Raw genomic sequence first — 25,407 nt, forward strand, 5'->3', positions numbered from 1 at the left:
TGCGCCACTGCTGAATCAAAAGGATACAAATTCATGTCGCAATCCCTGCCCAGCGCCCTCGCCCACAGTTTCCTGGGCCAGTCGCCGCGCTGGTACAAGGCGGTCATCTGCCTGTTCCTGCTGCTCAACCCGCTGCTGCTGGCAACCCTCGGCCCGGTGGTCACGGGGTGGGCGCTGGTGCTGCAGTTCATTTTCACCCTGGGCATGGCGCTCAAGTGCTACCCGCTGATGCCCGGCGGCCTGTTGCTGGTCGAAGCGCTGCTGCTGCGCATGGCCACGCCCGAAGCGCTGTATGAAGAGCTGCAGCACAACTTTCCGGTGATCCTGCTGCTGATGTTCATGGTCGCCGGCATCCACTTCATGAAAGAGCTGCTGCTGTACCTGTTCTCCAGGATCCTGCTGGGGGTGCGTAGCAAGGCCGTGCTGGCCCTGCTGTTCTGCGTGCTGTCGGCGTTCCTTTCGGCGTTCCTCGACGCGCTGACCGTGACCGCGGTGATCATCAGCGCCGCCGTGGGTTTCTACGCGGTCTACCACCGTGTCGCCTCCGGCACCAACCCCCGCGAAGAGTCGGCACTGGACAGCGACCACCAGGTCGAACAGCTGCACCGCGACGACCTCAACCAGTTCCGCGCCTTCCTGCGCAGCCTGCTGATGCATGGCGCGGTGGGCACCGCGCTGGGCGGCGTGTGCACCCTGGTGGGCGAGCCGCAGAACCTGCTGATCGGCCATGAGATGGGCTGGCACTTCGCCGACTTCTTCTTCAAGGTCGCGCCGGTGTCGATGCCGGTACTGGCCGCAGGGCTGGTCACCTGCGTGCTGCTGGAGAAGCTGCGCCTGTTCGGCTACGGCACCCTGATGCCCGAGCGCGTGCGCCAGGTACTGGCCGCCTACGCCGCCGAAGACGACGCCGCACGCACCCCGGCGCAACGCATCGCCCTGGTGGTGCAGGGGCTGGCGGCGCTGATCCTGATCGTCTGCCTGGGCCTGCACATCGCCGAGGTGGGGTTGATCGGCCTGCTGGTGATCGTGCTGATCACTGCGTTCACCGGCATCACCGACGAGCACCGCCTGGGCCGCGCGTTCCAGGACGCCATGCCGTTCACCGCGCTGCTGGTGGTGTTCTTCGCGGTGGTGGCGGTGATTCACCAGCAGCAGCTGTTCAGCCCGCTGATCGCCTGGGTGCTGGCGCTGCCGACCGAGCAGCAGCCGGGCATGCTGTACCTGGCCAACGGCTTGCTCTCGGCCATCAGCGACAACGTGTTCGTTGCCACCATCTACATCACCGAGGTCAAGCAGGCGTTCGTCAGCGGCGCCATGAGCCGCGAGCACTTCGAGACCCTGGCAGTGGCGATCAACACCGGCACCAACCTGCCCAGCGTGGCGACACCCAACGGGCAGGCGGCGTTCCTGTTCCTGCTGACTTCAGCGATCGCGCCGCTGATTCGCCTGTCGTACGGGCGCATGGTGTGGATGGCGCTACCCTACACCGTGGTCATGGGTGGGCTGGGCTGGTGGGCGGTGACGTACTGGCTGTAGACCAGGCCCGCCCACACCAGCGCAATCGCCGGCTTGCCGGCGATTGAACCTGCCAACGCGTCGCCCATGTTGTTTCGTTCCTGTCGATTTCAGCCAGCCCCGTTCGACTACCCCTCGAACAGCAACCTGAAGAGGAACACCCCCATGCGCAAGCTTATCGTCGCCGCCTTCATCACCCTCGACGGCGTCATGCAGGCCCCCGGCGGCCCGCAGGAAGACACCAGCGGCGGCTTCACCCACGGCGGCTGGATCCCGCCGCTGGCCGACGAAGCCTTCGGCCAGGCCATGCAGACACTGTTCAGCCAGCCGTTCGAGCTGCTATTGGGACGGCGCACCTACGACATCTTCGCCGGGTACTGGCCGCACGTTGAGCATCAAGCGGACGATCGCTCGCTGGCCGACCTGTTCAATCGCGTGCCCAAGCACGTTGCCACCCACCATCCCGGCTCACTCCACTGGCACAACAGCCATGGCCTGGGCGCGGATGTGATCGGCGCGGTTCGCGCGCTCAAGCAACAGGACGGCGACGTGCTCCTGACCCAGGGCAGCGGCGAACTGGTGCGCCAGCTACTGGCCGCAGGCCTGGTGGATGAGCTGAGGCTGCTGATCCACCCACTGCTGCTCGGCCGTGGCAAAAGGCTGTTCGGTGATGACGCGCAAGCGGCTGCCTTCGAGCTGGTGGAATCAGCCACCACTCCCAAGGGCGTGCTGCTCGCCCATTACGTACGCAGTGGCGAAGTCCACACCGGCTCGTTCTGAGGGTGGTGGTCAGCCGAGCAGGCGGGCGATGGCACTGGCAAAGCCTTGCGGGTCTTCGAGCATCATCAGGTGGCCCACACCCGCAAGCTCGGTAAAGCTTGCCGCCGCCCGCTCGGCCCAGTGGGGCACGTCCCAGCCGGCCCGTGAGTGCTCGCCGGCCACCAGGTGCACCGGCGTTGCGCCAAACACCGCCTGCAACTGCTGCGGGTAGCGGGCCGCGCCTGTGACCGCGACCACCGAAGCGGCCATGGCCTGCAACGTGGCTGCCGGCTGGTGGGCCAGCCAGCGCTGTGCCAGGGCCAGCCGGCGCGCATCGGGCCCGACCCCGGCCCGCGCCAGCCAAGTGCCGGGATCAGCCCGATAGCCTGCCAGCAGCTCTTCCACCGCTTCGCGGTCCATGCGCGCCACCGATGCCGACCAGAACGCATCGTTCAGGGTGAAGTTGCCTTCGACACTGGTCACGCTGGCCACTTGCAGCGGGTAGCGGTGGGCGAACATCAACGCCACCACCCCGCCCACCGAATGCCCGACCAGGTGTGCCCGCGCCACGTTGCGCGCCTGCAATTGGCGGTGCAGGTGCTCGACCTGGGCGGCAATATCGATCAGTTTCGGCGCGGTGTCCTGCAAGGTGCCATAGCCAAGCAGGTCGGGGGCGATCACCTGGTTAGGCAGGGTGTCGTGAAGTGCGGGATGATCCAGGCAGCCAATCAGGCCGTTGATCAGGACTACCGGCGTTTCCTTTTGCATCGCATGCCTCGCGGCCAGCCGTGGGGAAGCCGCAGCATGGCCTTGCCGCCCGGGGATCGCCAGCAGCGGCAGAATGCACAGGCACACTGCACGGTTTGCCTTGGCGCCATTGCAATCGCCGCGTACCGTCTACATCCGTGCCTGCCTCCAGGCGCGGCTGGTCACCATGTTCCAGGGAGGAACCCGATGCTCAAGATCCGACGCGCCACCCATGACGATGCGCAGCTGGCCTATGCCATCCGCCGCCTGGCGATTCTCGACCAATGCACCGAGCACTACGGTGCAGCAGCGGCCCAGGCCTGGGCCAATGTCCCGTATACAAACGGCTATGCCGAACTGGTAGCGGAGCGATTCCACCTGGCCTGCCTGGACGACACGATCGTCGCCACCGGCATGCTGGATGTACACAGCGGCGAACTCGGCGCCCTGTTCGTCCACCCCGATCATCTGCAACAGGGCATCGCCCGGGCGATGGTCGCGCACCTGGAACAACTCACCGTTAGCGCAGGCCTCGGTGAAGTGCATCTCGATGCCACCCTCAACGCCGCCGCGTTCTACCGCCGCTGCGGCTACGTGGGTGACAGCCTGGCGGTGTATCACTCGCCGTTCGGCCTGGAACTCCCCTGCGTGCCCATGCGCAAGGCCTTGGCGCCGGTATAAGATCGGGGCCCCACTGCCGGAGACATACCCTCATGCTGCCCACCGCCTCTTCCCTGCACAGTGCCCGCCGCGCCAGGCTCCAGGTGCTGCGCGGCCGCGTCGGCCTGGGGCTGGTGGCCGGGCTGTCGGTGCTGGCGGGCATGACCGACGCCATCGGCCTGCTGGCGCTGGGTGATTTCGTCTCGTTCATGAGCGGCAATACCACGCGCCTGGCGGTGGCCATCAGCCAGGCCGACCTGGCGTTGGTGCTGCGCCTGGCCCTGGCGGTCTTCAGTTTCGTGCTGGGCAATGCGCTGGGGGTGCTGCTGGCCCGGCACTTTCGCCGGCGAGCCTCACCCTTGTTGCTGGTGGTCGCCGGCCTGCTTGCCTTTGCCGCCGCCTGGCCGCTGGCAACGAGCTTCCCGGCGCTGGTCGCGGCGATCCTGGCCATGGGCATGCTCAATGCCGTGGTCGAACAGGTGAATGGCCTGCCGATCGGCCTGACCTATGTCACCGGCGCGCTTTCGCGGTTTGGCCGCGGGCTGGGGCGCTGGTTGCTGGGCGAGCGGCGGCATGGCTGGCGGGTGCAGTTGGTGCCCTGGAGCGGGATGCTGCTGGGGGCAGCCATTGGCGCCTGGCTGGAGCAAAGGCTGGGGTTGCTGGCGTTGTTTGCAAGCTGTGGTCTGGCCTGCGTGCTGGCCTTGGTGAGCCGGTTTATTCCGCGTGCGTGGCAGTTGGGGTATATGCCGCGTTGAGGGGGTAGCAGGGGGCGGCGTGCCTTGGGATCGTAGGTGGGGCACCAGGTGCATGGCGATAGATCTGCAGCGCTCTCAAGATCGAGCGCCGCCCGCGCGGCGCTTCGCGGGTAAACCCGCTCCCACAGTCTGTTTCGGGCCAGTCTCTCCTGTGCCATTACCTGGTCCGCCTTGTTGGTACGACGCGGTTTCAGTGTGGGCGTTACAGCCGCCCCACATGACTCAAGGCATGCATCAAGGCAGGCGCCGGTACTTTCACAGGCATAATTGGCCCGAAACAAACTGTGGGAGCGGCGGTTCGCCGCTGCGATTTACCCGCGAAGCGCCGCGCGGGCGGCGCTCGATCTCATAGGCGCTGCAAAAACACCGGCAGGCACCTGGTGGCCCTCACTCAAAATCCCGCCAGGCACCTGGTGGCCATTACCCAATCCTGATTACCCAAATCCGATGAGGGCCCGGAACCCCCATCGCGACACAGAAAAACACCCGAACGGATAGCTACCCACAAGGTAAATATTTTTCCGAATATTTCATCTTTACACTTGCTTTACATTTGCGAACCATTACCATTCGCCACCTCAAACAACAACGAGTCGTATTACCATGGCGAAAAAGTCTGTTGCTCCAGTATCCCTGTCGATGCTGGGCCTGCTGGTCACCCCTGCTGTCCACGCGCAGACCCAGGACCCGCTGGCCCTGCCGGCCACCTCGGTGACCAGCGCCTACGAGCAGCAGAGCTACAAGGCCAGCGAGAGCAAGAGCGCGCTGAAAATCGATGCACCGCTGCGCGATATCCCGCAGACCGTCAACGTGGTGCCCGAAAGCGTGATCAAGGACCAGGGCGCCCAGTCCATGGAAGACGTGCTCAAGAACGTGCCCGGCGTTGGCCTGTCGAACGGCGACGGTCAACGCGACCAGGTGACCATTCGCGGCTTCAGCGCCATCGGCGACATGTACGTCGACGGCATTCGCGACGATGCCCTGTACTTTCGCGACCTCTCCAACGTCGAGCGCGTCGAAGTGATCAAGGGCCCTGCCGCCGTGCTCTACGGCCGTGGCTCGTCCGGAGGCCTGATCAACAGCATCAGCAAAAAGCCGGGCCTGGCGCCGAAGCAGGAAGTGGGCATGACCCTCGACACCGAGGGCAAGCGCCGCACCCAGTTCGACAGCGGCTGGGCCGCCCCCGAGGGCAACCAGGCCTACCGCGTCACCGGTGCCTTCGAAGACAGCGACACCTTCCGCGACGACGGCTACACCGACCGCAAGGCCATCGCCCCGTCGGCCTGGTTCAAACTGTCCGACGACCTGGAACTGAACCTCGGCGCCACCTACCTGTACGACAAGCGCCTGATCGACTTCGGCATCCCGGCCGTGGGCAACCGCCCGGCCAACGTCGACCGCGACAAGCGCTTCGGCTCGGGCAACGCCTCGCAGGACTATGCCCGCAGCGAGGTGTTCTCGTTCACCGCCAGCCTCGACTACCGCATCAACGACGACTTCACCCTGACCAACACCAGCCGTTACTACCGCTACGACCTGGACCGCAACAACACCCTGGCCGACAGCAGCCCGACCCGCTTCGTCACTGCGCCCAACGGCGAACTGCTGGTCAAGCTCAACCGCGGCAACGTCGCGCGCGATGAAAGCGGTGTGTTCAACCAGACCGAGCTCAAGCAGCAGGCGCAACTGGCCGGCATGCAGCACAACCTGCTGTACGGCGTGGAAGTCGGCTTCCAGGACAAGTACCAGCGCGTCTACAGCCAGAACAACGTGGCCCGCGTGCCGGTGTACCGCGACGCTCTGGTGGGCGTGCCGGACCACGCCGCCAACCTGACGTCCAACGGCACCAACTACCAGCAGACCAGCGGTTTCTACGTGCAGGACCTGATCGAGCTGACCTCGCAATGGAAGGCCCTGCTAGGCGTGCGCTACGACATCTTCGGCCAGGAGTACAACGACGCCCGGGTACAGAACGTCGACCTCGACCGCACCGACAAGACCTGGAGCCCACGTGCAGGCCTGGTGTTCCAGCCTGACCAGATCCAGTCCTACTACGTGTCGGTCAGCCGCAGCTACCAGCCCTCAGGCGAAGTGTTCGCGGTCTCGCCGACCAACGCGGGCCTGGAGCCGGAAGAGACCACCAACTATGAAGTGGGCGCCAAGTGGGACCTGCTCGACAGCCGCCTGTCGCTGACCGCGGCGGTGTTTCGCCTCGAGCGCACCAACATGAAGACCGCCGACCCGGCCAACCCCAACCTGACCATCCTCGCCGGCGAACAGCGCACCGACGGCTTCGAGGCGACCCTCAGCGGCCAGCTCAGCGACAAATGGCAGGTGTATGCCGGCTACGCCTACCTGGACGCCGAGATCACCAAGTCCAACAGCAAGACCAACGGCGTGGCCAACGAAGGCCAGGTGCCCACCCTGACGCCACGCAACAGCGCCAACGTCTGGCTGGTGCGTACCCTCACCCCCGAGTGGCGCGTGGCCGCCGGCGCCAACTACGTCGACGACCGCTACACCGCACTGGACAACAAGGTGGTGATGCCGGCCTACACCACCTTCGACGCCGCCTTGCTGTACAGCGTGCAGCACTGGGATGCGGCCTTGCGCCTGAAGAACGCCTTCGACCGCGACTACTATGCCTCGGCCCACGGTTCGGTCGACCTGGCCACCCCGGGCGCACCGCGTACCCTCGAAGCCAGCGTGAACTACAAGTTCTGACCGCCTGTTGCCGCGCTCGATAGTCACTATCGAGCGCGGCAATTTCTCCTCATCGGGCGTGCGCCCTATGCTCGCTCCATCGATCCACCGATCATGGAATGCGCCCGATGAACACCCCCCGCCTGTTGCTCGCCGCCTTGGCCATCGCCGTATTGAGCGGTTGCGCCAACCACCCCGAACTACGCCCCTTCACTGCCAGCGAAGCGCGCCAGCTACAGCTCGAAGCGCTGCAACGCCAAGGGCTCAGCCAGGAGCAATACGAACAACGCAGGCTTGCCGTGCTGCGTGCGGACCAGCAGCAAGTGGTGACCGAAACGGCCACCCGCTCCACCTCGGCACGCGGTTAACACCGCCAACCGAACCGGTTATTCTCGCAGCCCCCTGCCATTGCCAAGGACTGGACGATGCCGCCACTCACCCACGAGCGCGTGATCGCGCTGGCGCTGGAAAACCCGATCAACCGTATTCTGCTCGAGCGCCTGCCAGCACTCGACCTGCCCGAAGCGATGCTCACCGCCGGCTGCCTGTTCCAGGCCCTGTGGAACCACCGCGCAGGTCGCGAACCGGGCTGGGGCGTCAAGGACTACGACATCATCTACTTCGACCAGGATCTCTCCTGGGAGGCCGAGGACCGAGTGATCCAAGCCGTCCAGGCGCTGGGCGCCGACCTCGGCGTCACCCTGGAGGCGCGCAACCAGGCTCGGGTGCACCTGTGGTACGCCACGCGCTTCGGCGTGCCCTACCCGCGCCTTGCCAAAGTCACCGACGGCATCGACCGCTACCTGGTCAGCTCGACCTGCCTGGGCCTGGGCATCGCCAGTGGCGAGCTGTACAGCACCCATGGCCTCGATGACCTGCAGCACGACCTGCTGCGCAGCAATCCGCTCAACCACCAGCCGGAAATGTTCCGCGCCAAGGCCGAAAGCTACCGGGCGCGCTGGCCGTGGCTCGCCATCGTCGAGTAGCGCCTACAGCGCGGCCCGGCGCCGGTCGATCCACACCAGCATGGCGCTGGCATACAGCGATACCAGCAGGAACAGCGCCAGACGCACGGCAAACGCCCGGTACACGTCCTGCCCGGCGACACTGTCCTGCACCGACTGACCAAGCAGGATCAGCATGGTGGTCAGGCAGCTGACCCAGAACGCCGGAGCATGCCGGCTCGCCACCAGCCGTTGCAGGCGCCGCGCCTGCCACAGCGCGGCCAGCAGCACCCAGAGAAAGAACATCCACAGGTGCACGAACAGGCTCAACGCGCCCCACACCAGTATCGCCAGCACCCCGGCCAGCAAGGTCGAGCCCACCAGCTCGCGGGCCGCCTGGCGTGCGTCGGTCTCGCCGGCCTGCTGGCCCAGGCTCACCGACTTCATGATCAGTGGCATGAAACGGTCCGGGGCGATCAGTGCGAGCAGGAACGCCGGCATCACGATCAGCATGGCACGCAGGGCGATCCAGCCGGCCTCGCGCGAGTCGAGGCGTGGCCTGACGGGTGCGGCGGGCGCATCGGCCGGCTCCGGGAACAGCCAGTGGGCCACCAGGGTGCACAGCACCGCCAGCAACATGCCCTTGGCCATTGCCTCGACCACCGACAGCGCCAGGGTGAAATCGCTGGTACCGGCGGCGGCGATCATGGTCAGGCCGATCACCAGCAAGTTAGCCAGCAAACCATTGCCCCCGCGCAGCGCCCAGCGGAACACCAGCAGCAGGCCGACCGCCACCAGCAGCACGCCGCTCAGCGGCGCGTGGCGCAGCAGCGGGATCAGCAGCAGGCCGCTGCCGCAGCTGAGCAGCACCAGCAGCGCCAGCACCGGGGCCATGCGCAGCGGTAGCGCGGTGTTGCGCATCGCCAGCAGCAGCACGCACAGCACGGGTGCCAGTACCGGCACCGGCAAGCCGATGCCGAAACTCGCCGCCAGGCTCATGGCCGCGCCCCAGGCCAGGCGCAGCGCGCGGCGGCGGCGCAGTTCAATAGGCATACGACAGCCAACTCATGCACCACATGAACAGCCGCCCGAGCAGGTTCAGCGGGTTGCCCTCCCCGGGCAGCGCCATCACCTCGGCTTGGCCGCCGACGCGCAGTTGCATGGGGTCCACCTGCTGGTCCGGGTCGAGCCCGACGATCACCGGGAAGCGTTGCGCCGAGCGCAGCCACTCGCGGCTGTTCTGCACCGTCGGCAGTTGCCCCGGCGGCGGCGCCTGGCCGCTGCTGACCCCCTGGCCGATGCTGCGGATGCGTCCGTGCAGCACCTCGCCCGGCAGGCTGTCGAGCACCACTAGCACGGGTGTGCCGCTGCGCAGGCGGCCAAGGTTGTTCTCGGTCATGTCGGCGCTGATCCACAGGTCGTGGGTGGCGATCAGGGTCATCAGTGGGCTGCCGGCCCCCACGTAGTGCCCCACGTCCACCTTGAGGTCGGTGATACGCCCGTCGGAGTCGGCGCGCACCTGGGTGCGCGCCAGGTCGAGCCGGGCCTTTTCCAGGTTGGCGGCGGCACTGCGCAACTGGGCGTTATCGTCGTCGCTGCCGCCTTCCTGTTCCCTGGCCCGCTCGACTTCGGCACGGGCCGCGGCCACCTGGCTGCGCGCCTGCTCGTAGGTGGCCTGGGCGCCTTCGAGGCGGCGCACCGACACCGTGCCCTGGTCTTCCTCGTACAGGCGCCGCAGGCGCTCGGCGTCCTGGCGCGCCTTGCGCTCGTTGGCCTGGGCCGCGGCCAGCGAGGCCTGGGCCGAATCGATGCCGGCGGTGTGGGCGCCGACCTGGCGCCGCGCCGCATCATAGTCGGCCTGGGCCCGGCTCAGGGCGATGCGGTACTGCTCCGGGTCCAGCTCGAACAGCAGCTCGCCGCGGCGCACCTCCTGGTTGTTGCCCACAGCCACCCGCCGCACCTGCCCGGCCACCTCGGCGCTCACCGGCACCACGTAGGCTTGCAGGCGAGCCTGCTGGGTGTAGGGGGTGAAGCGGTCGGCGAGCAGGTACCAGGCCAGGCTCATGACGATCAGCAGCAGGACCCAGCGCAGGCTGCGGTCGGGGGCTGGCGTGGTGGTGTCAGTCATTGCGCGTCACCTTGTTCATCGAGCAGGTCGCCCCAATCGGTGCGTTGTTCCATCTGCCGCCGGGTCGGCGCGTCGATGGTCGGCACGCGGCGCTCCCAGCCACCGCCGAGCGCCTTGTACAGCGCCACCAGGCTGCCCACCGCATTGCCACGGCTGACCAGGTAGCCATCCTGTTGCTGCAACAGCAGTTGCTGGGCGTCGAGCACCCGCTGAAAGTCGGCGAAACCCTCGCGATACTGCGCGCTGGCCAGGTCCAGCGAGCGGCTCGCCGCCGCCGAGGCGCGGTCGCGGATGGCCGCGCTCTGCAACGCCCGCACCAGGGCGCTGGCAGCGTCGTCCGCCTCGCGCGCCGCCTCGCGCACCTGCTGGTGGTAAAGGGTGATCAGCTGTTGCAGGCGGGCGTCCTCGACACGCACGGCATTCTTGCGCCGCCCATAGTCGAACGGGTTCCAGATCAGCCCGGGGCCGGCGGCGATGTCGAAACTGTCAGGCACATGGCTGGCCGAAGCCAGGCTCCAGCCGATGCTGCCGAGCAGGCTCAACTGTGGGTACAGGTCGGCCTCGGCCACCCCCACCAGCGCCGACTGCGCCGCCACGGCCTGCTCGGCGGCGCGGATGTCCGGGCGCCGGCGCAGCAGCTCGGCCGGCACGGCCTGCAACACGGCGCGGTCCGGCAGCGGCAGCTGAGCGTGCCTGGCGTCCAGCTCCGGCAGCAGGCCCGGGGGGCGGCCCAGCAGCGAGCAGAGCACGTTGCGCAAGGCATTGAGCTGGTTCTCGAACTCCGGAATGGTGGCCTCGGTGGCCAGCAGCTGGGTACGTGCCTGCTGCCAGTCGAGTTCGTCGTTCTCGCCATGGCGGAACAGCCGCTCGGTGATTTCGAGGCTGCGTGCCTGGCGCCGCGCGTTGTCCCGGGCGATGTCCAGCCGCGCCTCGGTGGTGCGCAGGGCGAAGTAGCTGTCGGCCACCTGCGCGCGCAGCAGCACCAGGGCGTCCGTGTAGTTGGCCTGGGAGGCGAAGTACACCGCGTCGGCCGACTCGACGGCGCGGCTGAAGCGCCCCCAGAAGTCGATCTCCCAGGCGATGTCGAAACCCAGGCTCGACTGCCAGAACACCGAGTCGCGCGCGGTCGAGGTGCCGGACTGATCCTGCTTGAGGTACAGGCTCTGCGCGCGCAGTTGCTGCAACTGCGGGTAGCGCCCGGTCTGCACGATGGCCAGCTGGGCCCGGGCCTCGGCGATACGCAGGCCGGCCACCTGCAGGTTGGTGTTGTGCGCCTCGGCTTCGGCGATCAATGCGTCGAGGGTGGGGTCGGCGAACAGTTGCCACCACTGGCGCAGGTCGCCCCCAGGGGCGGTGACCTGGCTCAGCAAGGGTGTGCTCCAGCGGTCCAGCCAGGGATCCTGCGGCGGGCTGAAGTCCGGCCCGACCTGGGTACAGCCCGCCAGCAGCACCAGCAGGCTCAAGGCGCAACGACGTGGTGACCCGGGCATGGCTGGCCCCCGCTCACACCGCAGGCTCGTCGGGCCGGGCGGGGACCTGCTGGTCCACCCACTGCCAGAACAGGTTGTAGGTCACCGCCAGGATCACCGGGCCGAGGAACAGGCCGATGATGCCCTGCACCACCATCCCGCCCAGGGCGCCGATCAGCACCACCGGCATCGGCACGTCTACCCCACGGCCCAGCAGCAGCGGCTTGAGCACGTTGTCGGCCAGGCCGGCGACGAAGGTGTACACGGCGAACACGATGGTCACCAGGCTGAAGCCCTCGCTGTAGAGCACGTAGCCGATCACCGGCAGGGTGACCAGCGTCGCCGGGGCCTGGGCGATGCCCAGTATGAGGATGACGATCGCCAGCATGCCGGCGGCCGGCACCCCCTTGACCACGAAACCGACGCCGATCAGCAGCATCTGAATGAAGGCGATGCCGATCACCCCCTGGGCCACCGCGCGGATGGTCGACGTGCACAACCTGGCGATGGGCTTGCCGCGCTCCTCGCCGGACACGCGCATGGCGATGCGTAGCGCGGCGCGCTGGCCGTTCTCGCCGAACGCCATGATCACCCCGCCGATGATGATCGCGCCGATGAACATCAGCAAAGCCCCACCCGCGCTGGCGGCGGCGCCCAGCACCGCGAGGGCGGCGCTCTTGAGGTTGGACGTCTGGTTGGCGAGCACGCTGCTCAGGCTCTGCGACGCCGCCAGCCAGACGTCGTGCAGCCGTGGCCCGATCAGCGGCCAGCCGGCCACCGAGTCCGGGGGTGGGGGTACTTGCCAGGCGCCGCTCTTGACCAGGTTCGTCAGGCTGTCTATCGACTCGATGATCGACGCCACCACCAGATAGATCGGCACCAGCAGCACCAGCAGCAGCAACACCACCACCAGGGTCGCGGCATAGCCCTCGCGCATCCCGGTCAGGCGTTTGATCCGGCCATGCAGCGGGTACAGGGTGACCGCCAGGATCACCGCCCAGAGCATCAGGTCGAGGAACGGCTGGAACACCCGGTAGGCGAACAGCACCAGCGCCGCCACCAGCCCGGCCTTGATCAACACATCGAGCATCCCGCGCGACAGTTCGCTGTCCAGCTTGAAACTCGGCATCATCCTTCATCTCCTGGTCGAATCACGGTGGCGGCCGGGGGTTCGGCTCGGTCGGTGGCGGGTGGTCCATCCTCATCCAGCGCCGTGCCCTGGCGATGCTGCTCGAGCAGCCAGTGCGCCTCCTGCTGCTGATAACGCTGCACCCAGGCGGCCGCCTGCGCCTCGCTGCGGCCCAGCGCAATGAAGGCGCGACGGGCCATCTCGAGGCTGGAATGGAACGTCTCGCGCACCGGGTTGACCCCCAGGTCGAGCAGGCGCAGCACATCGCGGTGATTGCGTGCGGCGGCGATCACCTGGGCCTTGGGGTACAGGTGCACGAGCACGTCGACGGTCTTCTGGTTGCTCTGCGCGTCATCTGCGGCGACGATCACCAGCGCGGCCTGGTCGACCTTCGCCGCGCGCAGGATTTCCGAGCGCGACGGGTCGCCGTAGAACACCGTGGGGCCATCGCCGCGTGGCCGGGCCTTGCGCGCAAGGGCTTCAGCCGTGGCGTCCAGGGCTACCACGCGAATGCCTTCGGCATGCAGCATGCGCCCAATGGCACGCCCCAGGCGGCCAAAGCCGGCGATCACCACCTGCGGGGCGTCTTCCAGTTGCGGCGGTTCCTGCGTCAGGTCGGCCTGATCGGCCGGGCGCAACTGCCGGGCCAGGGCCATCATCACCAGCGGCACCAGGGCCATCGACAGGGTGATGGCCAGCACCAACAGATCGTGCACCCGCTGCTCCAGCACCTGGTGCTGCAAGCCGAGCTTGAACACCACGAAGGCGAACTCGCCCCCGGACGCCAGCACCACCGCCAGGCACAGCGCCTGGGGTCGGTCGAGGCCGCCGAAAAGGCGACCGATGCCCCACAGCAGCGGCAGCTTGAGGGCCACCAGCAGCACGGTCAACCCCAGCACCTGCAGCGGCATGCCGGCCAGCAGGCGCAGGTCGGCGGTCATGCCCACACCCACGAAGAACAACCCCAGCAACAGGCCCTTGAGCGGCTCGATCTGCGACTCCAGCTCGTGGCGGAACTCCGACTCGGCCACCAGCACCCCGGCGAGGAACGCGCCCAACGCCATCGACACGCCGACATGCTCCATCAGCCAGGCCGTCCCCAGCACCAGCAGCAGCGCGGTGGCGGTCGACAGCTCATGCAGGCCACTGCCCACCGTCCAGCGGAACACCGGGCGCAGCAGGTAGCGCCCGGCGATCACCACCACCCCGATACCCAACAGTACCGCCAGCAGCGGCCAGCTGCCTTCGTCGGCGGTCCCGACGCCACCACCGAGCAATGGCACCACGGCGATCAGGGGGATGGCCGCGATGTCCTGGAACAGCAGAATGGCCACCGCGAGGCGGCCATGGGGCTTGCCCAGCTCTTTACGCTCGGCCAGCACTTGCAGGCCAAAGGCGGTGGACGACAGCGCCAAGCCCAGGCCCAGCACCACGGCGGTGGCCGGGGCCTGGCCGAACAGCAGCCAGGCCAGCAGCCCGAGCACCAGCGCGGTCAGCCCCACCTGCAACGAACCGATGCCGAACAGCGCCCGACGCATGGTCCACAAGCGCCGTGGCGAGAGTTCCAGGCCGATGACGAACAACAGCATGACCACGCCCATCTCCGACAGCCGTGCGACGTTGTGCGGGTTGTCGATCAGCCCCATCACCGACGGGCCGATGAGAATGCCGGCCAGCAGGTAGCCCGGCACCGCCCCCAGTTTCAGGCGCTGGGCCAGTGGTACCAGAAGCACCACCGCCAGCAGGAAAACCACCGTCGCCTGCAACAGGCTGCCGTCATTTGGCATGTGTGCCCTCCCCTGAACCCCAAAACCCGGTTTGCCGGCGATGCGGGCTGGATGATCACCCTTACCGGGAGCCCACTACTTGCCCTGCACCGCCACCGCCGTCCAACTGCTGTCCGGGTCGAACTCTTTCATCGCCCGGGCCACTTTTTCGCCGTCGGGCCCCAAGTCCTTTTCGAACACCTCGCCGTCGTGGCTGATCATGAAGCTCATCACCCCGCTGTCGTCGTAACGGGCTGGCCAGGCGACCAGGGCAAAGCCGCGGATCATGCGGTCGCCGATCAAGTAGTCGTAGGCGCCACCGGGTGCCGATGGCCCTTGGGCGTCGAGGATGCGGAAGTGGTAGCCATGCCAGTCATCGCCGGCTTCCTCCTGGCCAAACAACGGGCCCAGCGGGCTGATCTGGCCATCGCTTTCGTCGGCCCAGTACAGGCCATCGTGCTCGCCGGGCGTGCTGAAGATCTTGCGGGCGTACTCCAGCGCGCCGTTGCCGTTGCGGTCCTGGCTGGCGTACTCCATCTGCGCGTCGTGGTAGGCCAGCATCGATTGCAACGCCGCCAGTTCGTTGCGGCCGATGCGCCGGGCACGGATCTCGGCGCTACCTGCCTTGAGGTCGAAGCGCCAACCTTCGGCGCCCTTGGCCAGGGGGATCGGCAGGGTCCAGCCGTCGCGCCCCACCGCCAGCACCGCGCCACGCTCGCCGGTGTGTTCGATGCGGTGTTCGGCGCGGTACTGCTCGAGGAAGGTCTCGACGTCGCGGTGCTGCACCCCGCCACGCGGTATGTAGGTGCGCCAGTCCTCGCCGAGCAGCTTGCCGAAACGTGCTTCGTCAGGTGGCTGGGTACCCAGCGCGGCAACGAAGGCGTCGACGGCCGCCTGCGGGGTGGCGAACACTTCCTGGGCCGTCGTCAGGCTGGGCCAGGCCAGGCTGGCGGCCAGCCAGCAGGCACTCAAGATGCGCACGTTCATCGGCGGCCTCCTCCCCGTTGACGCCCGCCGGAAAAGCTCGGGCGGGAAACCTGCTGCCCGCTGGCGCGCGGCGCGCTGCCGCGCTGGGCGAAGGCCTGGCTGGTGCGCCCGCGGCTGGCCTGGGCGCTGCTGCTCGACGGCGAGCGCACGCCATCGAAGGCATTGTTGCGGGCACGACCGGTGTTCTGGCGTTGCGCCATCTGCTGACGGGCCTGGCCTTCGTTCTGGCGGCGCTGGTTGAGCTGCCCGCCCTGGTTGGCGCGTGGCGCGTCCTGGCGGCGTTCGGCCAGGCGCGGATTGTTGTTGCGTTCGGCCTGTGCCTCGCGCATGCGCTCGCGGGCCTGCACATTGTTGCTGGCGGGCCGCTCGATGCCGTGGCGGTCCATCGAACTGAGCGCGTTCTGCCGCGCCCTTGCACGCTGCGCATCGTCGCCACGGTAGGCGGCGCGGTCGCGCGCGCCGTCCAGCTGGCGGCCGTATTGCTCGCGGTTGCGGGCATCGCGGTACGGCACGCCGTCGCGGTGCACGGGGTTGTGCTGCCACTTGTTGTTGCTGATGTTGTTGATCTGGTTATTGCGGTTGATGCTGTTGTAGCGATTCACGTCGATGTCTACGTCATGGTTGTTCCAGTCGCAGTCGCCCCACAGCGAGGCGACGATCGCCACCCCGGTGCCGAAGGCCAGCCCGGCAACCAGCGCCTGGCCCGGGTAGTAGGCCGGCGGCGGCGGATAGTAGGCTGGCGGCGAGGCCGGGTAGGCCCAGGTGCCGTAGGTGGTCGTGGGGTTGTAGGTGGGCACGTAGACCGTCTGCGGGTCGGCGGGCTGGATGATGATGGTCTGGTTGCTGGCCGGGGCGCTCTGACTGGCCGGCGCGGCCTGCACGGTGACGTTCTGGTACTGGTTGCTCTGCAGGTTGCCGGCGGCCTTGGCCTGCTGGCGCAGGCGCTGTACGCCGTTCATCAGGTCGTCCGGCTGGGCCAGAAACGCATCGCCCAGGCGCTGCACCCAGACCGGGTCCTGGCCCAGCGTGGCGAGCACCTGGGGGAAGGCCACCAGCGCCTGCACGCTGGGGTCCCAGGGCTGGCTGGCCACCTGCTTGACCGCATCATCGCCCTTGGCGTCCGGGTGAGCCTTCGACCAGGTGACCGCTTCGGCCACCTCGCCCGGATAGGTGCTGGCCATCAGCACCTGCGCCAGCAGCGGGTCGGGGTACAGGGCGATAGGCGCGAGCATCTGGTCCAGTTGCTCCTGGGTGAACACCGCCTGCTTGGTGGCGGCGGGCTCGGGCGCCGCCGGGCCGGGGGCCGCCGTCTCGGCGAGCGAAGGGACACCATGCAACGCCAGCATTACGGCCAGGACGCAGGAAAATCGAGTACGCATTCACACCTCCCAGGTGGGTCATACCGCTCGAAATAGGTAAGTCGAAGCCCGGGAGGTGAACGCTTGAACCGCAAGCGACTGATTTCAGCTTCGGTGCTGAGTGGCAAGGGTAGCAGAGGGATTCGATGTTATAAGGCGGGCTGTTTGGCCTCCTCGCAAACATGCCGGTCACAGCCTGGACGCCTGGTGCGGGCGTCGACACACAGGCCAATCGCGCATTGCTCGCCCTGCTCAAAAGTCCGGGCCCGCCGTTACCGGCGGGATCCTAGGCTCACCCATACTTGTGGCGCGTAGCAGCGCCAGCTGAGCAAACCCGGCTAGGCGTACCCCGCGCCACCTATCGCATCCTGTGCCTGCCCGTGACCCCAGGAGCCTTCACCGATGTCCCGCCCCCCGCCCAGCCGCCCCTACGACCAACGCTTCGCCGCCGTGCTCGCGCATATCGAGGGCAACCTCGACGGCGACCTGTCGCTGGAGCGCCTTAGCCAGGTGGCGAACTTCTCGGTGCACCACTTTCACCGCCAGTTCAGTGCCTATATCGGTGTGCCGGTGGCGCGCTACGTGCAACTGATGCGCCTGCGCCGTGCCGGCCACGCGCTGGCCGCCGACCCGGCGCTGGCGGTGCTGCAGGTAGCGCTGGATGCCGGTTTCGACAGCCCGGAGGCATTCGCCCGTGCCTTTCGGCGTGACTTCGCACTGTCGCCGAGCGCCTTTCGCCGGGCGCCGGACTGGCGCGCCTGGAACACGGCATTTCACATTCCCCACTTTGCCAGGAGCATCAGCATGCAAGTCCGTATCGTCGATTTCACGCAAACCCAGGTGGCCGCCCTGGAACACCTTGGCCCACCCGCGCAACTGCCGGCCACCGTGGGCCGCTTCATCCAATGGCGCACCCATGGCAATGAGTCGCCGGTGGCCACCCAGCGCACCTTCGGCATTCCCTACAACAATCCCGATACCACCGCACCAGAGGACTTTCGCTTCGCCATCTGCGGCGAGGTCGATGCCGAAGTGGCCGCCAATTCATTCGGTGTGCGAACGCTGGTCATCCCCGGCGGGCGCTGCGCCGTGGTGCGGCATGTGGGCTCACCGGACCATATCGGCGAGACCATCTACCCACTCTACCGTGACTGGCTGCCGGCCAGCGGCGAAGAGCTGCGCGACCACCCGCTGTTCTTCCACTACCTGAGCGTGTATCCGCAGACCCCGCAAGCGCAGTGGCAGACCGACATCTACCTGCCGCTGGTCTAGGACCTAGCGCCGGCTCAACGCCAGCCGCGCCGCGAACAGCACGAACACCAGGCCGGTGCAGCGGTCCATCCAGCGAATCACCCGCTCGCGGCGCAGCACCTCGGCCAGTGGCCGGGTGGCGGCGATCAGGCCGGTCGCCCACAGCAGCCCCAGCAGCACATGGATACCCACCAAGCCGAACGTCCAGGCCACCAGCGGCTGGCCTTGGGGGATGAACTGGGGCAGGAAGGACACATAAAAAATGCCGACCTTGGGGTTGAGCAGGTTGCCCAGCATGCCCTTGACGAACCAGTTGCCGGTGGGGGGCGCCTGCTCGCCAGCCGGTGCCATCGACTGGCGCGGGCGCAGCAGCATGTTCACCCCCAGCCAGGCCAGGTAGGCGGCGCCGCAGTACTTGAGCAGGTTGTAGGCCAGCTCCGACACCGCAATCAGCGCGCCCAGGCCGAAGGCCACCGCCGCGCCCCACAGCAGGCAGCCGGCATTGATGCCCAGCGCGGCGCGCAGTGCCTGCTGGCGGCTTTCCACGGCGGCGGTGCGCAGGATCAGCGCGGTGTCCAGGCCGGGTGTCAGGGTCAGCAAGGTGGCGGCCAGGGTGAAGGCAATCAGGTTGTCGGCGAAGGGCATGGCGCGGGACTCGGCGGGGCAATGCGCGCACGTTAGCAGATGGCCGCGAAGCCTTCACCACACGCCCTGCAAAGCTGTTAGCCTTGCCCTGTTCAGGTCACCACGGACAGCCCATGGCCAACCACAAGATCGAGATCCGTCGGCGCAACATCGACAAGATCCTCCAGGCCGCCGAGCAGGTGTTCGCCGCCAAAGGCTACGGCGCCACCTCGATGGGCGACATCGCCGAGCAGGCGCAGCTGCCGCGCTCCAACCTGCACTACTACTTCAGTACCAAGGACGAGCTGTACCGCGCGGTACTGCAGGACTTGCTGGATGTGTGGAAGCAGGACGCGCTGTGTTTCGAGCGTTTCGACGACCCACGCGTGGTACTGACCAGCTACATCCGCGCCAAGATGGGCCATTCGCGCTCTCGGCCACTGGGCTCGAAGCTCTGGGCGGAAGAGATCCTGCACGGCGCGCCGGTGCTCGGCCCGACCCTGGACGAGACCTTGGTGCCCTGGGCGCAACTCAAGCAAGCCAAGATCCGTGGCTGGGTGGAAGATCGACGGATCCTGCCGGTGGAGCCCTCGGCGCTGCTGTACATGATCTGGGCAGCGACCCAGCACTATGCGGATTTCGGTTACCAGGTGACGCTGCTCAACCGCGGCGAACCGCTGTCCGACCTGGCTTTCGAAAGCGCGGTACAGACCGTGACCAGCGTCATCCTGCGCGGTATCGGGCTGGAACCCTGAGCACAGCGCTCAGCGACTGGCCGCCGGGCCCTGCAGGAATGCCAGCAGGTGTTCGTTGAACAAGTCTGGCGCCTCCTCCATCACGAAATGCCCACAGCCTGGCAGGATCACGCCATGCACCGTCTGCGCATGCCCCTGCAGGGTCTGCAACGGCGCATCGCCGGTGGCGTGCTCGGCACCGATCGCCAACACCGGCATGCGCAACGGGCGGGCAGCACGCTCGCGGTTCTGCCGGATGGTTTCAGGAATCGCCCGGTAGTAGGCAAACCCACCTCGCATCCCGCCGGGTGACGAATAGGCGCGAATATAGACATCGGATGCCACGGCATGGCGCTGGATCGCCCAGCGATCGAACATGAAATTCAAGTAACCCTCCTCACGCCCGGCAATCAGGAACTCCGGCAGGTCGCGGACCTGGTTGAACAGGAAGTGCCAGAGGAAGATGTTCTCCTGCGGATCGACGAAGATCGGCGGCGCCGCCGCCAAACCTGGTATCACCGCCTCGGCCACCGCCAGCGAGCGCACCGCTTGCGGCTGATCGCTGGCCAAGGCGTAGGCCACCCACATGCCCACATCATGACCGACCAGGTGATAGCGCTCATGCCCCAGCTGCGCCATGAGCGCATGCAACAGGCGGGCGACGTTGCCTGTGTCGTAGCCCTGTTCGGGCCGGTCCGAGTCACCCAGGCCGGGCGGGTCGACGGCAATGGCCTTGAAGCCTCGCGCGGCCAGCGCAGGCAGCACATGGCGCCAGGCATACCAGGTCTGCGGCCAGCCGGGCACCAGCAGCACGGGCTCGCCCTCCCCCGCCACGGCGCAGTGGATGCGCAGCCCGTCCACCTGCACATAGACATGGGCGAACGCGTCGTCCCGGGTTGCGCTGACTGCATTCATGCCCGTGCTCCCACTGCGTTGCCAGCCGCCGCAAGCCCCAGCATGCGCTGGATCTGCCCAGGGTCGAGCGGTGCACCGGCAAAGTCGTCGAAGACCTGCCCGGTGACCTGGATGATGTGTCGGTCGATGAACTCGACGCCCTCCCGGGCCCCGACCTCCTGGTCCTTGAGGCAGCACTCCCACTCAAGGGTGGCCCAGCCATCGAAGTCGTACTGCGCCAGCTTGGAAAAGATCGCCTTGAAGTCGACCTGCCCATCGCCCAATGAGCGGAAGCGCCCGGCGCGCTCGGCCCAGTCGCTGTAGCCGCCATACACACCCTGCCGGCCGCTCGGATTGAACTCGGCATCCTTGACGTGAAACATGCGGATCAACGGGTGGTACAGGTCCAGATAGGCCAGGTAGTCGAGTTGCTGGAGCACGAAATGGCTGGGGTCGAACAGGATACGGCAGCGCTCGTGCTCACCCACCAGGGCATGGAAGCGCTCGAAGCTGGTGCCGTCGTGCAGGTCCTCGGCCGGGTGGATCTCGAAGCACAGGTTCACGCCCTGCTCGTCGCAGACATCGAGAATCGGCCGCCAGCGCCGCGCCAGCTCTTCGAAGGCAGCCTCCACCAGGCCTTGCGGGCGCTGCGGGAAGGGGAACAGATAAGGCCAGGCCAAGGCCCCGGAAAACGTACCCATGTCGGCCAGGCCCAGATTGCGGCTGGCGCGCGCTGCCAGCTTCATCCGTTCGATGGCCCAGTCGGTGCGGGCCGCCGGCCGCCCCGCCAGCGAAGCAGGCGCGAACGCATCGCACAGGGGGTCATAGGCCGGGTGTACCGCGACCAGTTGGCCGAACATATGCGTGGTCAGTTCGCTGATCTGCAGGCCGTGCCCTGCCAACTGCCCCTTGATCTCGTCGCAGTACCCCTTGCTCTGCGCGGCCAGGGCCACATCGAACAGGCGAGCATCCCAGGCCGGGACCTGCAGGGCCTTGAAACCCAACTGCGCGGCCCAACCGGCGATGCTGTCCAACGAGTCGAACGGCGGGTTGTCACTGCTGAATTGCGCCAGGTGCAGGCTTGGGCCTTTGAGCGTCTTCATGGAATCCATCCTATTGTTTGTCGATCGACAAACAATAGGCGTGATCGACGCTGCCCGTCAATCGCGAATTGGCTAGAATGGCCGTTTGGCGCATTCGGGCAGACAGGCAATGGCAGGACGACCTCGGGAATTCGACAAGCAACAGGCACTGCGCAAGGCGCTGCGGCTGTTCTGGGAACACGGTTACGAAGGCACTTCGATGGCAGCGCTGGTCGCCGAGCTGGGGATCGCCTCGGCGCGGATCTACGCAGCCTTCGGCAGCAAGCAGCAACTGTTCGAAGAGGCCGTGGCACTGTACGAATCGGCCGAAGGCGGTTTTGCCGACCGTGCCCTGGCCCTGCCGGATATCCACCAGGCGCTGGAGCAGATGCTCGAGGACGCCGTCGCTACCTATACCCGTGCCGACGAGCCCAAGGGATGCCTGGTGGTAAGCGCGGCCAGCGGCGTTGCACCGGACAACGTCGCGGTGCAGCAGTGGTTGGCGGATCACCGTCGCCAGCGCGGCGAATCGATCATTGCCCGGCTAAGCCGTGCCCGCGAGCAGGGCCAGTTGCCGGCCGATGCCGATGTGCAGGCCCTGGGGCATTTCTACGCCACCTTTCTCCATGGCATCTCGGTGCAGGCACGCGATGGCGTACCCGCGGCGGCCCTGCGCAGTGCCTGCCACTGCGCCCTGGCATTGCTGCCGCGATAGGCCTGCTTCGAGCAGTGGCACCCGGCGCCTGCCTTGGGATCGTATGTGGGCCAACAGGTGCAGGGCGATAGAGGTGCAGCGCTCTCAAGATCGAGCGCCGCCCGCGCGGCGCATCGCGGGGCAAGTCGCATAGGCGCTGCAAAAACACCGGCAGTCACCTGGTGGACTTCACCCAATATCCCGCCATGCACTTGGTGGCCATTACCCAATCCTGATCACCCAGAGCCAGCGGTGTGACGCCCAAGGGCCTGTCTTGGAATCGCATGTGGGCTACCAGGTGCATGGCGATAGAGGTGCAGCGCTCTCAAGATCGAGCGCCGCCCGCGCGGCGCTTCGCGGGTAAATCGCAGCGGCGAACCGCCGCTCCCACAGTTTGTTTCGGGCCAATTATTCCTCTGAGGCCATGGTTGCCAGCCTTGGCGAAACCCATGTGAGAGTCCCTGTTCAACCCACCTCACGATAGGGATTGCGCGGATCCTGGGTCCAGTTCATGTACGGCTTGCCGGTGTCCTGCGCCTGCATGTCGATGCAGCTTTCCACCGGGCAGGTGATCTGGCACAGGTTGCAGCCCACGCACTCTTCCTCGATCACGCTGTAGGCATGGGTGCCGTCGGCCTTGAGCGTGCTGGCGATGGCCTGGTGCGAGGTGTCTTCGCAGGCGATGTGGCAGCGCCCGCAGCCGATGCAGGCGGCCTGGTCGATATGCGCCACCGACTTGTAGTTGATGTCCAGGTACTTCCAGTCGGTGGTATGCCCCACCGCCTGACCACGGAAAGCGTCCAGGTTGCGGTGGCCATGCTGGTCCATCCAGCGCGCCAGGCCGTCCTGCATGTCCTCGACGATGCGAAAACCATGCAGCATCGCCGCCGTACACACCTGTACCGCGCCACTGCCCAGGGCCATGAATTCGGCGGCATCGCGCCAGTTGCCGATGCCGCCGATACCGCATATCGGCAGGCCCCGAGTCTCGGGGTCGCGGGCGATCTCGGCGACCATGTTCAGGGCGATCGGTTTGACCGCCGAACCGCAATAGCCACCGTGAGTACTCTGATCGCCAACGATCGGGTGGGCCACCATGCGGTCGAGGTCGACGCTGGTGATCGAGTTGATGGTGTTGATCAGCGACACCGCGTCCGCACCGCCACGATGGGCCGCCCGCGCTGCCTGGCGAATGTCGGTGATGTTGGGGGTGAGCTTGACGATCACCGGCAACGAGCAATGGATCTTGCACCAACGGGTGACCTGCTCCACGTACTCAGGCACCTGGCCGACCGCAGCGCCCATGCCGCGTTCGGGCATGCCGTGGGGGCAGCCGAAGTTGAGTTCGATACCGTCGGCACCGGTAGCCTCCACCAACGGCAGGATGAACTTCCAGGACTCCTCGACGCACGGCACCATCAGCGACACCACCAGCGCCCGGTCGGGCCAGTCCTTCTTCACCTGAGTGATTTCACGCAGGTTGATCTCCAGCGAACGGTCGGTGATCAGCTCGATGTTGTTGATGCCCTGCACCACGCGGTTGGCGCCGTAGTGCGCCGAGTAGCGCGACGACACGTTGACCGCTGCCGGGTCCTCGCCCAAGGTCTTCCACACCACCCCGCCCCAGCCCGCCTCGAAGGCGCGGACCACGTTGTAGGCCTTGTCGGTGGGTGGCGCCGAGGCCAGCCAGAAGGGGTTGGGCGCCTTGATGCCGGCGAACACGATGGACAAGTCGGCCATTTACGCAGCCTCCACATTGAGCATGAGTTGGGCATGGATGGCTTCGGCGGCCAGCTTGCCGTGCTGCACGGCCTGGACGGTGAGGTCCTGGCCCAGGGCGGTGCAGTCGCCGCCGGCATAGATGCCCGGCAGGCTGGTCTGCAGGTGTCCATCGACGCGTATGCGCTCGCCATCGCGGGCCAGTTGCGCGGCCAGCGGGTCGCTGATGCTGGCGTCGTCGAAGCGTTGGCCGATGGCCTTGAAGATTGCGTCGGCGGCCAACTCGAAGGTCTCGCCGGTGTCGTCGAGGCGCCCATCGACCAGTTGGGTGCGCACGAAGCGCATGCCGCGCACCCGGCCTGAGTCATCGAGCAACACGGCATCCGGCCGTGCCCAGGTGTGCAGGCGCACCTGATTGTGCTTGGCGATCTCCTGTTCATGGCCGGTGGCGCTCATGTCGGCCTCGCCCCGGCGATACACCAGGTTGACGTCGCGCGCGCCCAGGCGGCTCATCTGCACCGCCATGTCGATGGCGGTGTTGCCGGCGCCGATCACCAGGCAGCGGTCGGCCAATGGCAGTTGGCTGAGGTCGTCGGCCTGGCGCAGTTCGCGGATGTATTCGGTGGCGGCCAGCAGGCCGGGGGCTTCTTCATCCGCCAGGCCCAGCTGACGCACGGCATCCAGCCCCAGGCCGAGGAACACGGCATGGAACTGGCCGTGCAGCTCGGTCAACGACAGGTTGCTGCCCAGCCGTTGGCCGTGGCGGATCTCGATGCCACCGATGCCCAGCAGGAACTCCACTTCGCGCTGGGCGTAGTCGTCCACCAGCTTGTAGCGGGCGATGCCGTATTCGTTGAGGCCGCCGGCTTTCTCTCGCGCTTCGAAGATCACCACGTCGTGGCCGTGCATGGCCAGGCGATGGGCGCAGGACAGCCCGGCAGGGCCGGCCCCCACCACGGCGATGCGCTTGCCGGTGGCCGGCGCGCGCTGGAACGGGTGAGCGGTGAAGTGCGCGTTGTCCAGGGCGTAGCGCTGTAACTGGCCGATCAGCACCGGCGCACATTCCTGGGCGTTGTTGCGCACACAGGCCTGCTGGCAGAGGATCTCGGTGGGGCACACCCGGGCGCAACTGCCGCCGAGGATGTTGGCCGAAAGGATACGCTCGGCAGCGCCTTGCAGGTTCTCGTCACTGATGCGGTGGATGAACGAGGGGATGTCGATTTCGCTGGGGCAGGCGTTGACGCATGGCGCGTCGTAGCAGTACAGGCAGCGTGCGCTTTCGACGGCGGCCTGGCGGGCGGTGAGCGGGGGCGCAAGGTCGCTGAAGGCCTCGGCCAGCTGGTCGGCGCCGGCCCGGGGGCGCGGCAAGTGGTTCAGGGCGTCGATCACGGTTGTAGCCTCTCTCGTTTTTATTGGAGGCGGCGGTGGTCAGGTACCGCTTCCGTTTTGGGGATGGCAGTCAACAGGGGTATCTGGGTTGCGGGGGTTG

23 protein-coding genes are annotated in these 25,407 nt (G+C 67.1%); 10 read left to right on the plus strand and 13 right to left on the minus strand.

Features of this window, described 5'->3' with window-relative positions; translation table 11 throughout:
• Positions 1–33 precede the first annotated feature (33 nt).
• Together nhaB and LOY51_RS16715 are read left to right on the plus strand one after the other, a co-directional pair.
• A complete protein-coding gene (nhaB, locus tag LOY51_RS16710) occupies positions 34–1,536 on the plus strand; it encodes a sodium/proton antiporter NhaB (RefSeq protein ID WP_125464497.1) in 1,503 nt (500 codons plus the stop codon).
• A 144-nt stretch (positions 1,537–1,680) separates the two neighbouring features.
• Positions 1,681–2,295: a dihydrofolate reductase family protein gene (locus tag LOY51_RS16715; protein ID WP_125859083.1), complete on the plus strand. Its 615-nt coding sequence runs from the start codon at positions 1,681–1,683 to the stop codon at positions 2,293–2,295.
• 9 nt (positions 2,296–2,304) lie between these two features.
• Here the strand turns inward: LOY51_RS16715 and LOY51_RS16720 are convergent, their stop codons facing one another.
• Positions 2,305–3,042, minus strand: coding sequence for an alpha/beta fold hydrolase (locus LOY51_RS16720; RefSeq protein WP_258642178.1), 738 nt, complete (start codon positions 3,040–3,042; stop codon positions 2,305–2,307).
• A 186-nt stretch (positions 3,043–3,228) separates the two neighbouring features.
• On the opposite strand from LOY51_RS16720, the gene LOY51_RS16725 reads away from it, so the two are divergent.
• The 5 genes from LOY51_RS16725 (at position 3,229) to LOY51_RS16745 (ending at position 8,125) form a co-directional block, all read left to right on the plus strand.
• Positions 3,229–3,702 (plus strand): GNAT family N-acetyltransferase, encoded by a 474-nt coding sequence (locus LOY51_RS16725; RefSeq protein WP_258642181.1) that lies wholly within the window; start codon positions 3,229–3,231, stop codon positions 3,700–3,702.
• Between the two features lie 32 nt (positions 3,703–3,734).
• A complete protein-coding gene (locus tag LOY51_RS16730) occupies positions 3,735–4,436 on the plus strand; it encodes a YoaK family protein (RefSeq protein ID WP_125859085.1) in 702 nt (233 codons plus the stop codon).
• A gap of 603 nt (positions 4,437–5,039) precedes the next feature.
• The gene (locus tag LOY51_RS16735; protein WP_189654478.1) at positions 5,040–7,160 is read left to right on the plus strand and encodes a TonB-dependent receptor; all 2,121 of its coding nucleotides are present in this window, start codon (positions 5,040–5,042) and stop codon (positions 7,158–7,160) included.
• Positions 7,161–7,267: 107 nt separating this feature from the next.
• Positions 7,268–7,507: a hypothetical protein gene (locus LOY51_RS16740; RefSeq protein ID WP_125464501.1), complete on the plus strand. Its 240-nt coding sequence runs from the start codon at positions 7,268–7,270 to the stop codon at positions 7,505–7,507.
• Positions 7,508–7,564: 57 nt separating this feature from the next.
• Positions 7,565–8,125 (plus strand): nucleotidyltransferase family protein, encoded by a 561-nt coding sequence (locus tag LOY51_RS16745; protein WP_258642185.1) that lies wholly within the window; start codon positions 7,565–7,567, stop codon positions 8,123–8,125.
• A 3-nt stretch (positions 8,126–8,128) separates the two neighbouring features.
• Here LOY51_RS16745 and LOY51_RS16750 read toward each other — a convergent pair whose 3' ends face one another.
• From LOY51_RS16750 to LOY51_RS16780, 7 genes are all read right to left on the minus strand, one after another.
• The gene (locus tag LOY51_RS16750) at positions 8,129–9,136 is read right to left on the minus strand and encodes a DUF2955 domain-containing protein (RefSeq protein WP_258642187.1); all 1,008 of its coding nucleotides are present in this window, start codon (positions 9,134–9,136) and stop codon (positions 8,129–8,131) included.
• Complete coding sequence (locus LOY51_RS16755) at positions 9,126–10,211, minus strand: HlyD family secretion protein (protein WP_125859089.1); 1,086 nt, start codon at positions 10,209–10,211, stop codon at positions 9,126–9,128. The genes LOY51_RS16750 and LOY51_RS16755 overlap by 11 nt, the downstream gene beginning before the upstream one ends.
• Positions 10,208–11,701: an efflux transporter outer membrane subunit gene (locus LOY51_RS16760; protein ID WP_125859090.1), complete on the minus strand. Its 1,494-nt coding sequence runs from the start codon at positions 11,699–11,701 to the stop codon at positions 10,208–10,210. The genes LOY51_RS16755 and LOY51_RS16760 overlap by 4 nt, the downstream gene beginning before the upstream one ends.
• 13 nt (positions 11,702–11,714) lie before the next feature.
• Positions 11,715–12,812, minus strand: a complete 1,098-nt coding sequence (locus tag LOY51_RS16765; RefSeq protein ID WP_125464506.1) for an AI-2E family transporter — start codon at positions 12,810–12,812, stop codon at positions 11,715–11,717.
• Positions 12,809–14,596: a monovalent cation:proton antiporter-2 (CPA2) family protein gene (locus tag LOY51_RS16770; RefSeq protein WP_258642192.1), complete on the minus strand. Its 1,788-nt coding sequence runs from the start codon at positions 14,594–14,596 to the stop codon at positions 12,809–12,811. Before LOY51_RS16770 ends, LOY51_RS16765 begins: the two co-directional genes overlap by 4 nt.
• A 75-nt stretch (positions 14,597–14,671) precedes the next feature.
• Positions 14,672–15,562 carry a DUF2950 domain-containing protein gene (locus LOY51_RS16775; RefSeq protein WP_258642194.1) on the minus strand — a complete coding sequence of 297 codons (891 nt, stop codon included), beginning with the start codon at positions 15,560–15,562 and terminating at the stop codon, positions 14,672–14,674.
• Positions 15,559–16,941: a DUF3300 domain-containing protein gene (locus tag LOY51_RS16780; RefSeq protein WP_258642197.1), complete on the minus strand. Its 1,383-nt coding sequence runs from the start codon at positions 16,939–16,941 to the stop codon at positions 15,559–15,561. The genes LOY51_RS16775 and LOY51_RS16780 overlap by 4 nt, the downstream gene beginning before the upstream one ends.
• A 381-nt stretch (positions 16,942–17,322) precedes the next feature.
• Here LOY51_RS16780 and LOY51_RS16785 point away from each other — a divergent pair, with 381 nt between their 5' ends.
• Positions 17,323–18,192, plus strand: a complete 870-nt coding sequence (locus LOY51_RS16785) for an AraC family transcriptional regulator (protein WP_258642199.1) — start codon at positions 17,323–17,325, stop codon at positions 18,190–18,192.
• Positions 18,193–18,195: 3 nt separating this feature from the next.
• Here LOY51_RS16785 and LOY51_RS16790 read toward each other — a convergent pair whose 3' ends face one another.
• Entirely contained in the window at positions 18,196–18,816 is a 621-nt protein-coding gene (locus tag LOY51_RS16790; RefSeq protein WP_125859096.1) for a LysE family translocator, read from the minus strand.
• 113 nt (positions 18,817–18,929) lie between these two features.
• Between LOY51_RS16790 and LOY51_RS16795 the strand changes: the two genes are divergently transcribed.
• The gene (locus LOY51_RS16795; protein WP_125464514.1) at positions 18,930–19,550 is read left to right on the plus strand and encodes a TetR/AcrR family transcriptional regulator; all 621 of its coding nucleotides are present in this window, start codon (positions 18,930–18,932) and stop codon (positions 19,548–19,550) included.
• Positions 19,551–19,559: 9 nt separating this feature from the next.
• On the opposite strand, the gene LOY51_RS16800 is transcribed toward LOY51_RS16795, so the two are convergent.
• Both LOY51_RS16800 and LOY51_RS16805 read right to left on the minus strand, forming a co-directional pair.
• Complete coding sequence (locus tag LOY51_RS16800; protein ID WP_125859097.1) at positions 19,560–20,444, minus strand: alpha/beta fold hydrolase; 885 nt, start codon at positions 20,442–20,444, stop codon at positions 19,560–19,562.
• Positions 20,441–21,526: a sugar phosphate isomerase/epimerase family protein gene (locus tag LOY51_RS16805; RefSeq protein ID WP_258642203.1), complete on the minus strand. Its 1,086-nt coding sequence runs from the start codon at positions 21,524–21,526 to the stop codon at positions 20,441–20,443. Before LOY51_RS16805 ends, LOY51_RS16800 begins: the two co-directional genes overlap by 4 nt.
• A gap of 109 nt (positions 21,527–21,635) precedes the next feature.
• Between LOY51_RS16805 and LOY51_RS16810 the strand changes: the two genes are divergently transcribed.
• The gene (locus LOY51_RS16810; protein WP_258642205.1) at positions 21,636–22,220 is read left to right on the plus strand and encodes a TetR/AcrR family transcriptional regulator; all 585 of its coding nucleotides are present in this window, start codon (positions 21,636–21,638) and stop codon (positions 22,218–22,220) included.
• 444 nt (positions 22,221–22,664) lie between these two features.
• On the opposite strand, the gene preA is transcribed toward LOY51_RS16810, so the two are convergent.
• Together preA and LOY51_RS16820 are read right to left on the minus strand one after the other, a co-directional pair.
• Positions 22,665–23,939 (minus strand): NAD-dependent dihydropyrimidine dehydrogenase subunit PreA, encoded by a 1,275-nt coding sequence (gene preA / locus LOY51_RS16815; RefSeq protein ID WP_110994707.1) that lies wholly within the window; start codon positions 23,937–23,939, stop codon positions 22,665–22,667.
• Positions 23,940–25,307, minus strand: a complete 1,368-nt coding sequence (locus LOY51_RS16820; protein WP_258642208.1) for an NAD(P)-dependent oxidoreductase — start codon at positions 25,305–25,307, stop codon at positions 23,940–23,942.
• Positions 25,308–25,407 lie beyond the last annotated feature (100 nt).

Origin of the sequence: Pseudomonas sichuanensis (assembly GCF_024749065.1) — a bacterium.
Lineage (GTDB): Bacteria > Pseudomonadota > Gammaproteobacteria > Pseudomonadales > Pseudomonadaceae > Aquipseudomonas > Aquipseudomonas sichuanensis.

Coding starts and splice junctions, on each gene's coding strand:
- LOY51_RS16805 (WP_258642203.1), bottom strand. CDS start 21,526: ATGAAGACGCTCAAAGGCCCAAGCCTGCACCTGGCGCAATTCAGCAGT.
- LOY51_RS16745 (WP_258642185.1), top strand. CDS start 7,565: ATGCCGCCACTCACCCACGAGCGCGTGATCGCGCTGGCGCTGGAAAAC.
- preA (WP_110994707.1), bottom strand. CDS start 23,939: ATGGCCGACTTGTCCATCGTGTTCGCCGGCATCAAGGCGCCCAACCCC.
- nhaB (WP_125464497.1), top strand. CDS start 34: ATGTCGCAATCCCTGCCCAGCGCCCTCGCCCACAGTTTCCTGGGCCAG.
- LOY51_RS16755 (WP_125859089.1), bottom strand. CDS start 10,211: ATGACTGACACCACCACGCCAGCCCCCGACCGCAGCCTGCGCTGGGTC.
- LOY51_RS16780 (WP_258642197.1), bottom strand. CDS start 16,941: ATGCGTACTCGATTTTCCTGCGTCCTGGCCGTAATGCTGGCGTTGCAT.
- LOY51_RS16775 (WP_258642194.1), bottom strand. CDS start 15,562: ATGAACGTGCGCATCTTGAGTGCCTGCTGGCTGGCCGCCAGCCTGGCC.
- LOY51_RS16790 (WP_125859096.1), bottom strand. CDS start 18,816: ATGCCCTTCGCCGACAACCTGATTGCCTTCACCCTGGCCGCCACCTTG.
- LOY51_RS16720 (WP_258642178.1), bottom strand. CDS start 3,042: ATGCAAAAGGAAACGCCGGTAGTCCTGATCAACGGCCTGATTGGCTGC.
- LOY51_RS16785 (WP_258642199.1), top strand. CDS start 17,323: ATGTCCCGCCCCCCGCCCAGCCGCCCCTACGACCAACGCTTCGCCGCC.
- LOY51_RS16730 (WP_125859085.1), top strand. CDS start 3,735: ATGCTGCCCACCGCCTCTTCCCTGCACAGTGCCCGCCGCGCCAGGCTC.
- LOY51_RS16770 (WP_258642192.1), bottom strand. CDS start 14,596: ATGCCAAATGACGGCAGCCTGTTGCAGGCGACGGTGGTTTTCCTGCTG.
- LOY51_RS16795 (WP_125464514.1), top strand. CDS start 18,930: ATGGCCAACCACAAGATCGAGATCCGTCGGCGCAACATCGACAAGATC.
- LOY51_RS16765 (WP_125464506.1), bottom strand. CDS start 12,812: ATGATGCCGAGTTTCAAGCTGGACAGCGAACTGTCGCGCGGGATGCTC.
- LOY51_RS16735 (WP_189654478.1), top strand. CDS start 5,040: ATGGCGAAAAAGTCTGTTGCTCCAGTATCCCTGTCGATGCTGGGCCTG.
- LOY51_RS16740 (WP_125464501.1), top strand. CDS start 7,268: ATGAACACCCCCCGCCTGTTGCTCGCCGCCTTGGCCATCGCCGTATTG.
- LOY51_RS16760 (WP_125859090.1), bottom strand. CDS start 11,701: ATGCCCGGGTCACCACGTCGTTGCGCCTTGAGCCTGCTGGTGCTGCTG.
- LOY51_RS16725 (WP_258642181.1), top strand. CDS start 3,229: ATGCTCAAGATCCGACGCGCCACCCATGACGATGCGCAGCTGGCCTAT.
- LOY51_RS16750 (WP_258642187.1), bottom strand. CDS start 9,136: ATGCCTATTGAACTGCGCCGCCGCCGCGCGCTGCGCCTGGCCTGGGGC.
- LOY51_RS16800 (WP_125859097.1), bottom strand. CDS start 20,444: ATGAATGCAGTCAGCGCAACCCGGGACGACGCGTTCGCCCATGTCTAT.
- LOY51_RS16715 (WP_125859083.1), top strand. CDS start 1,681: ATGCGCAAGCTTATCGTCGCCGCCTTCATCACCCTCGACGGCGTCATG.
- LOY51_RS16810 (WP_258642205.1), top strand. CDS start 21,636: ATGGCAGGACGACCTCGGGAATTCGACAAGCAACAGGCACTGCGCAAG.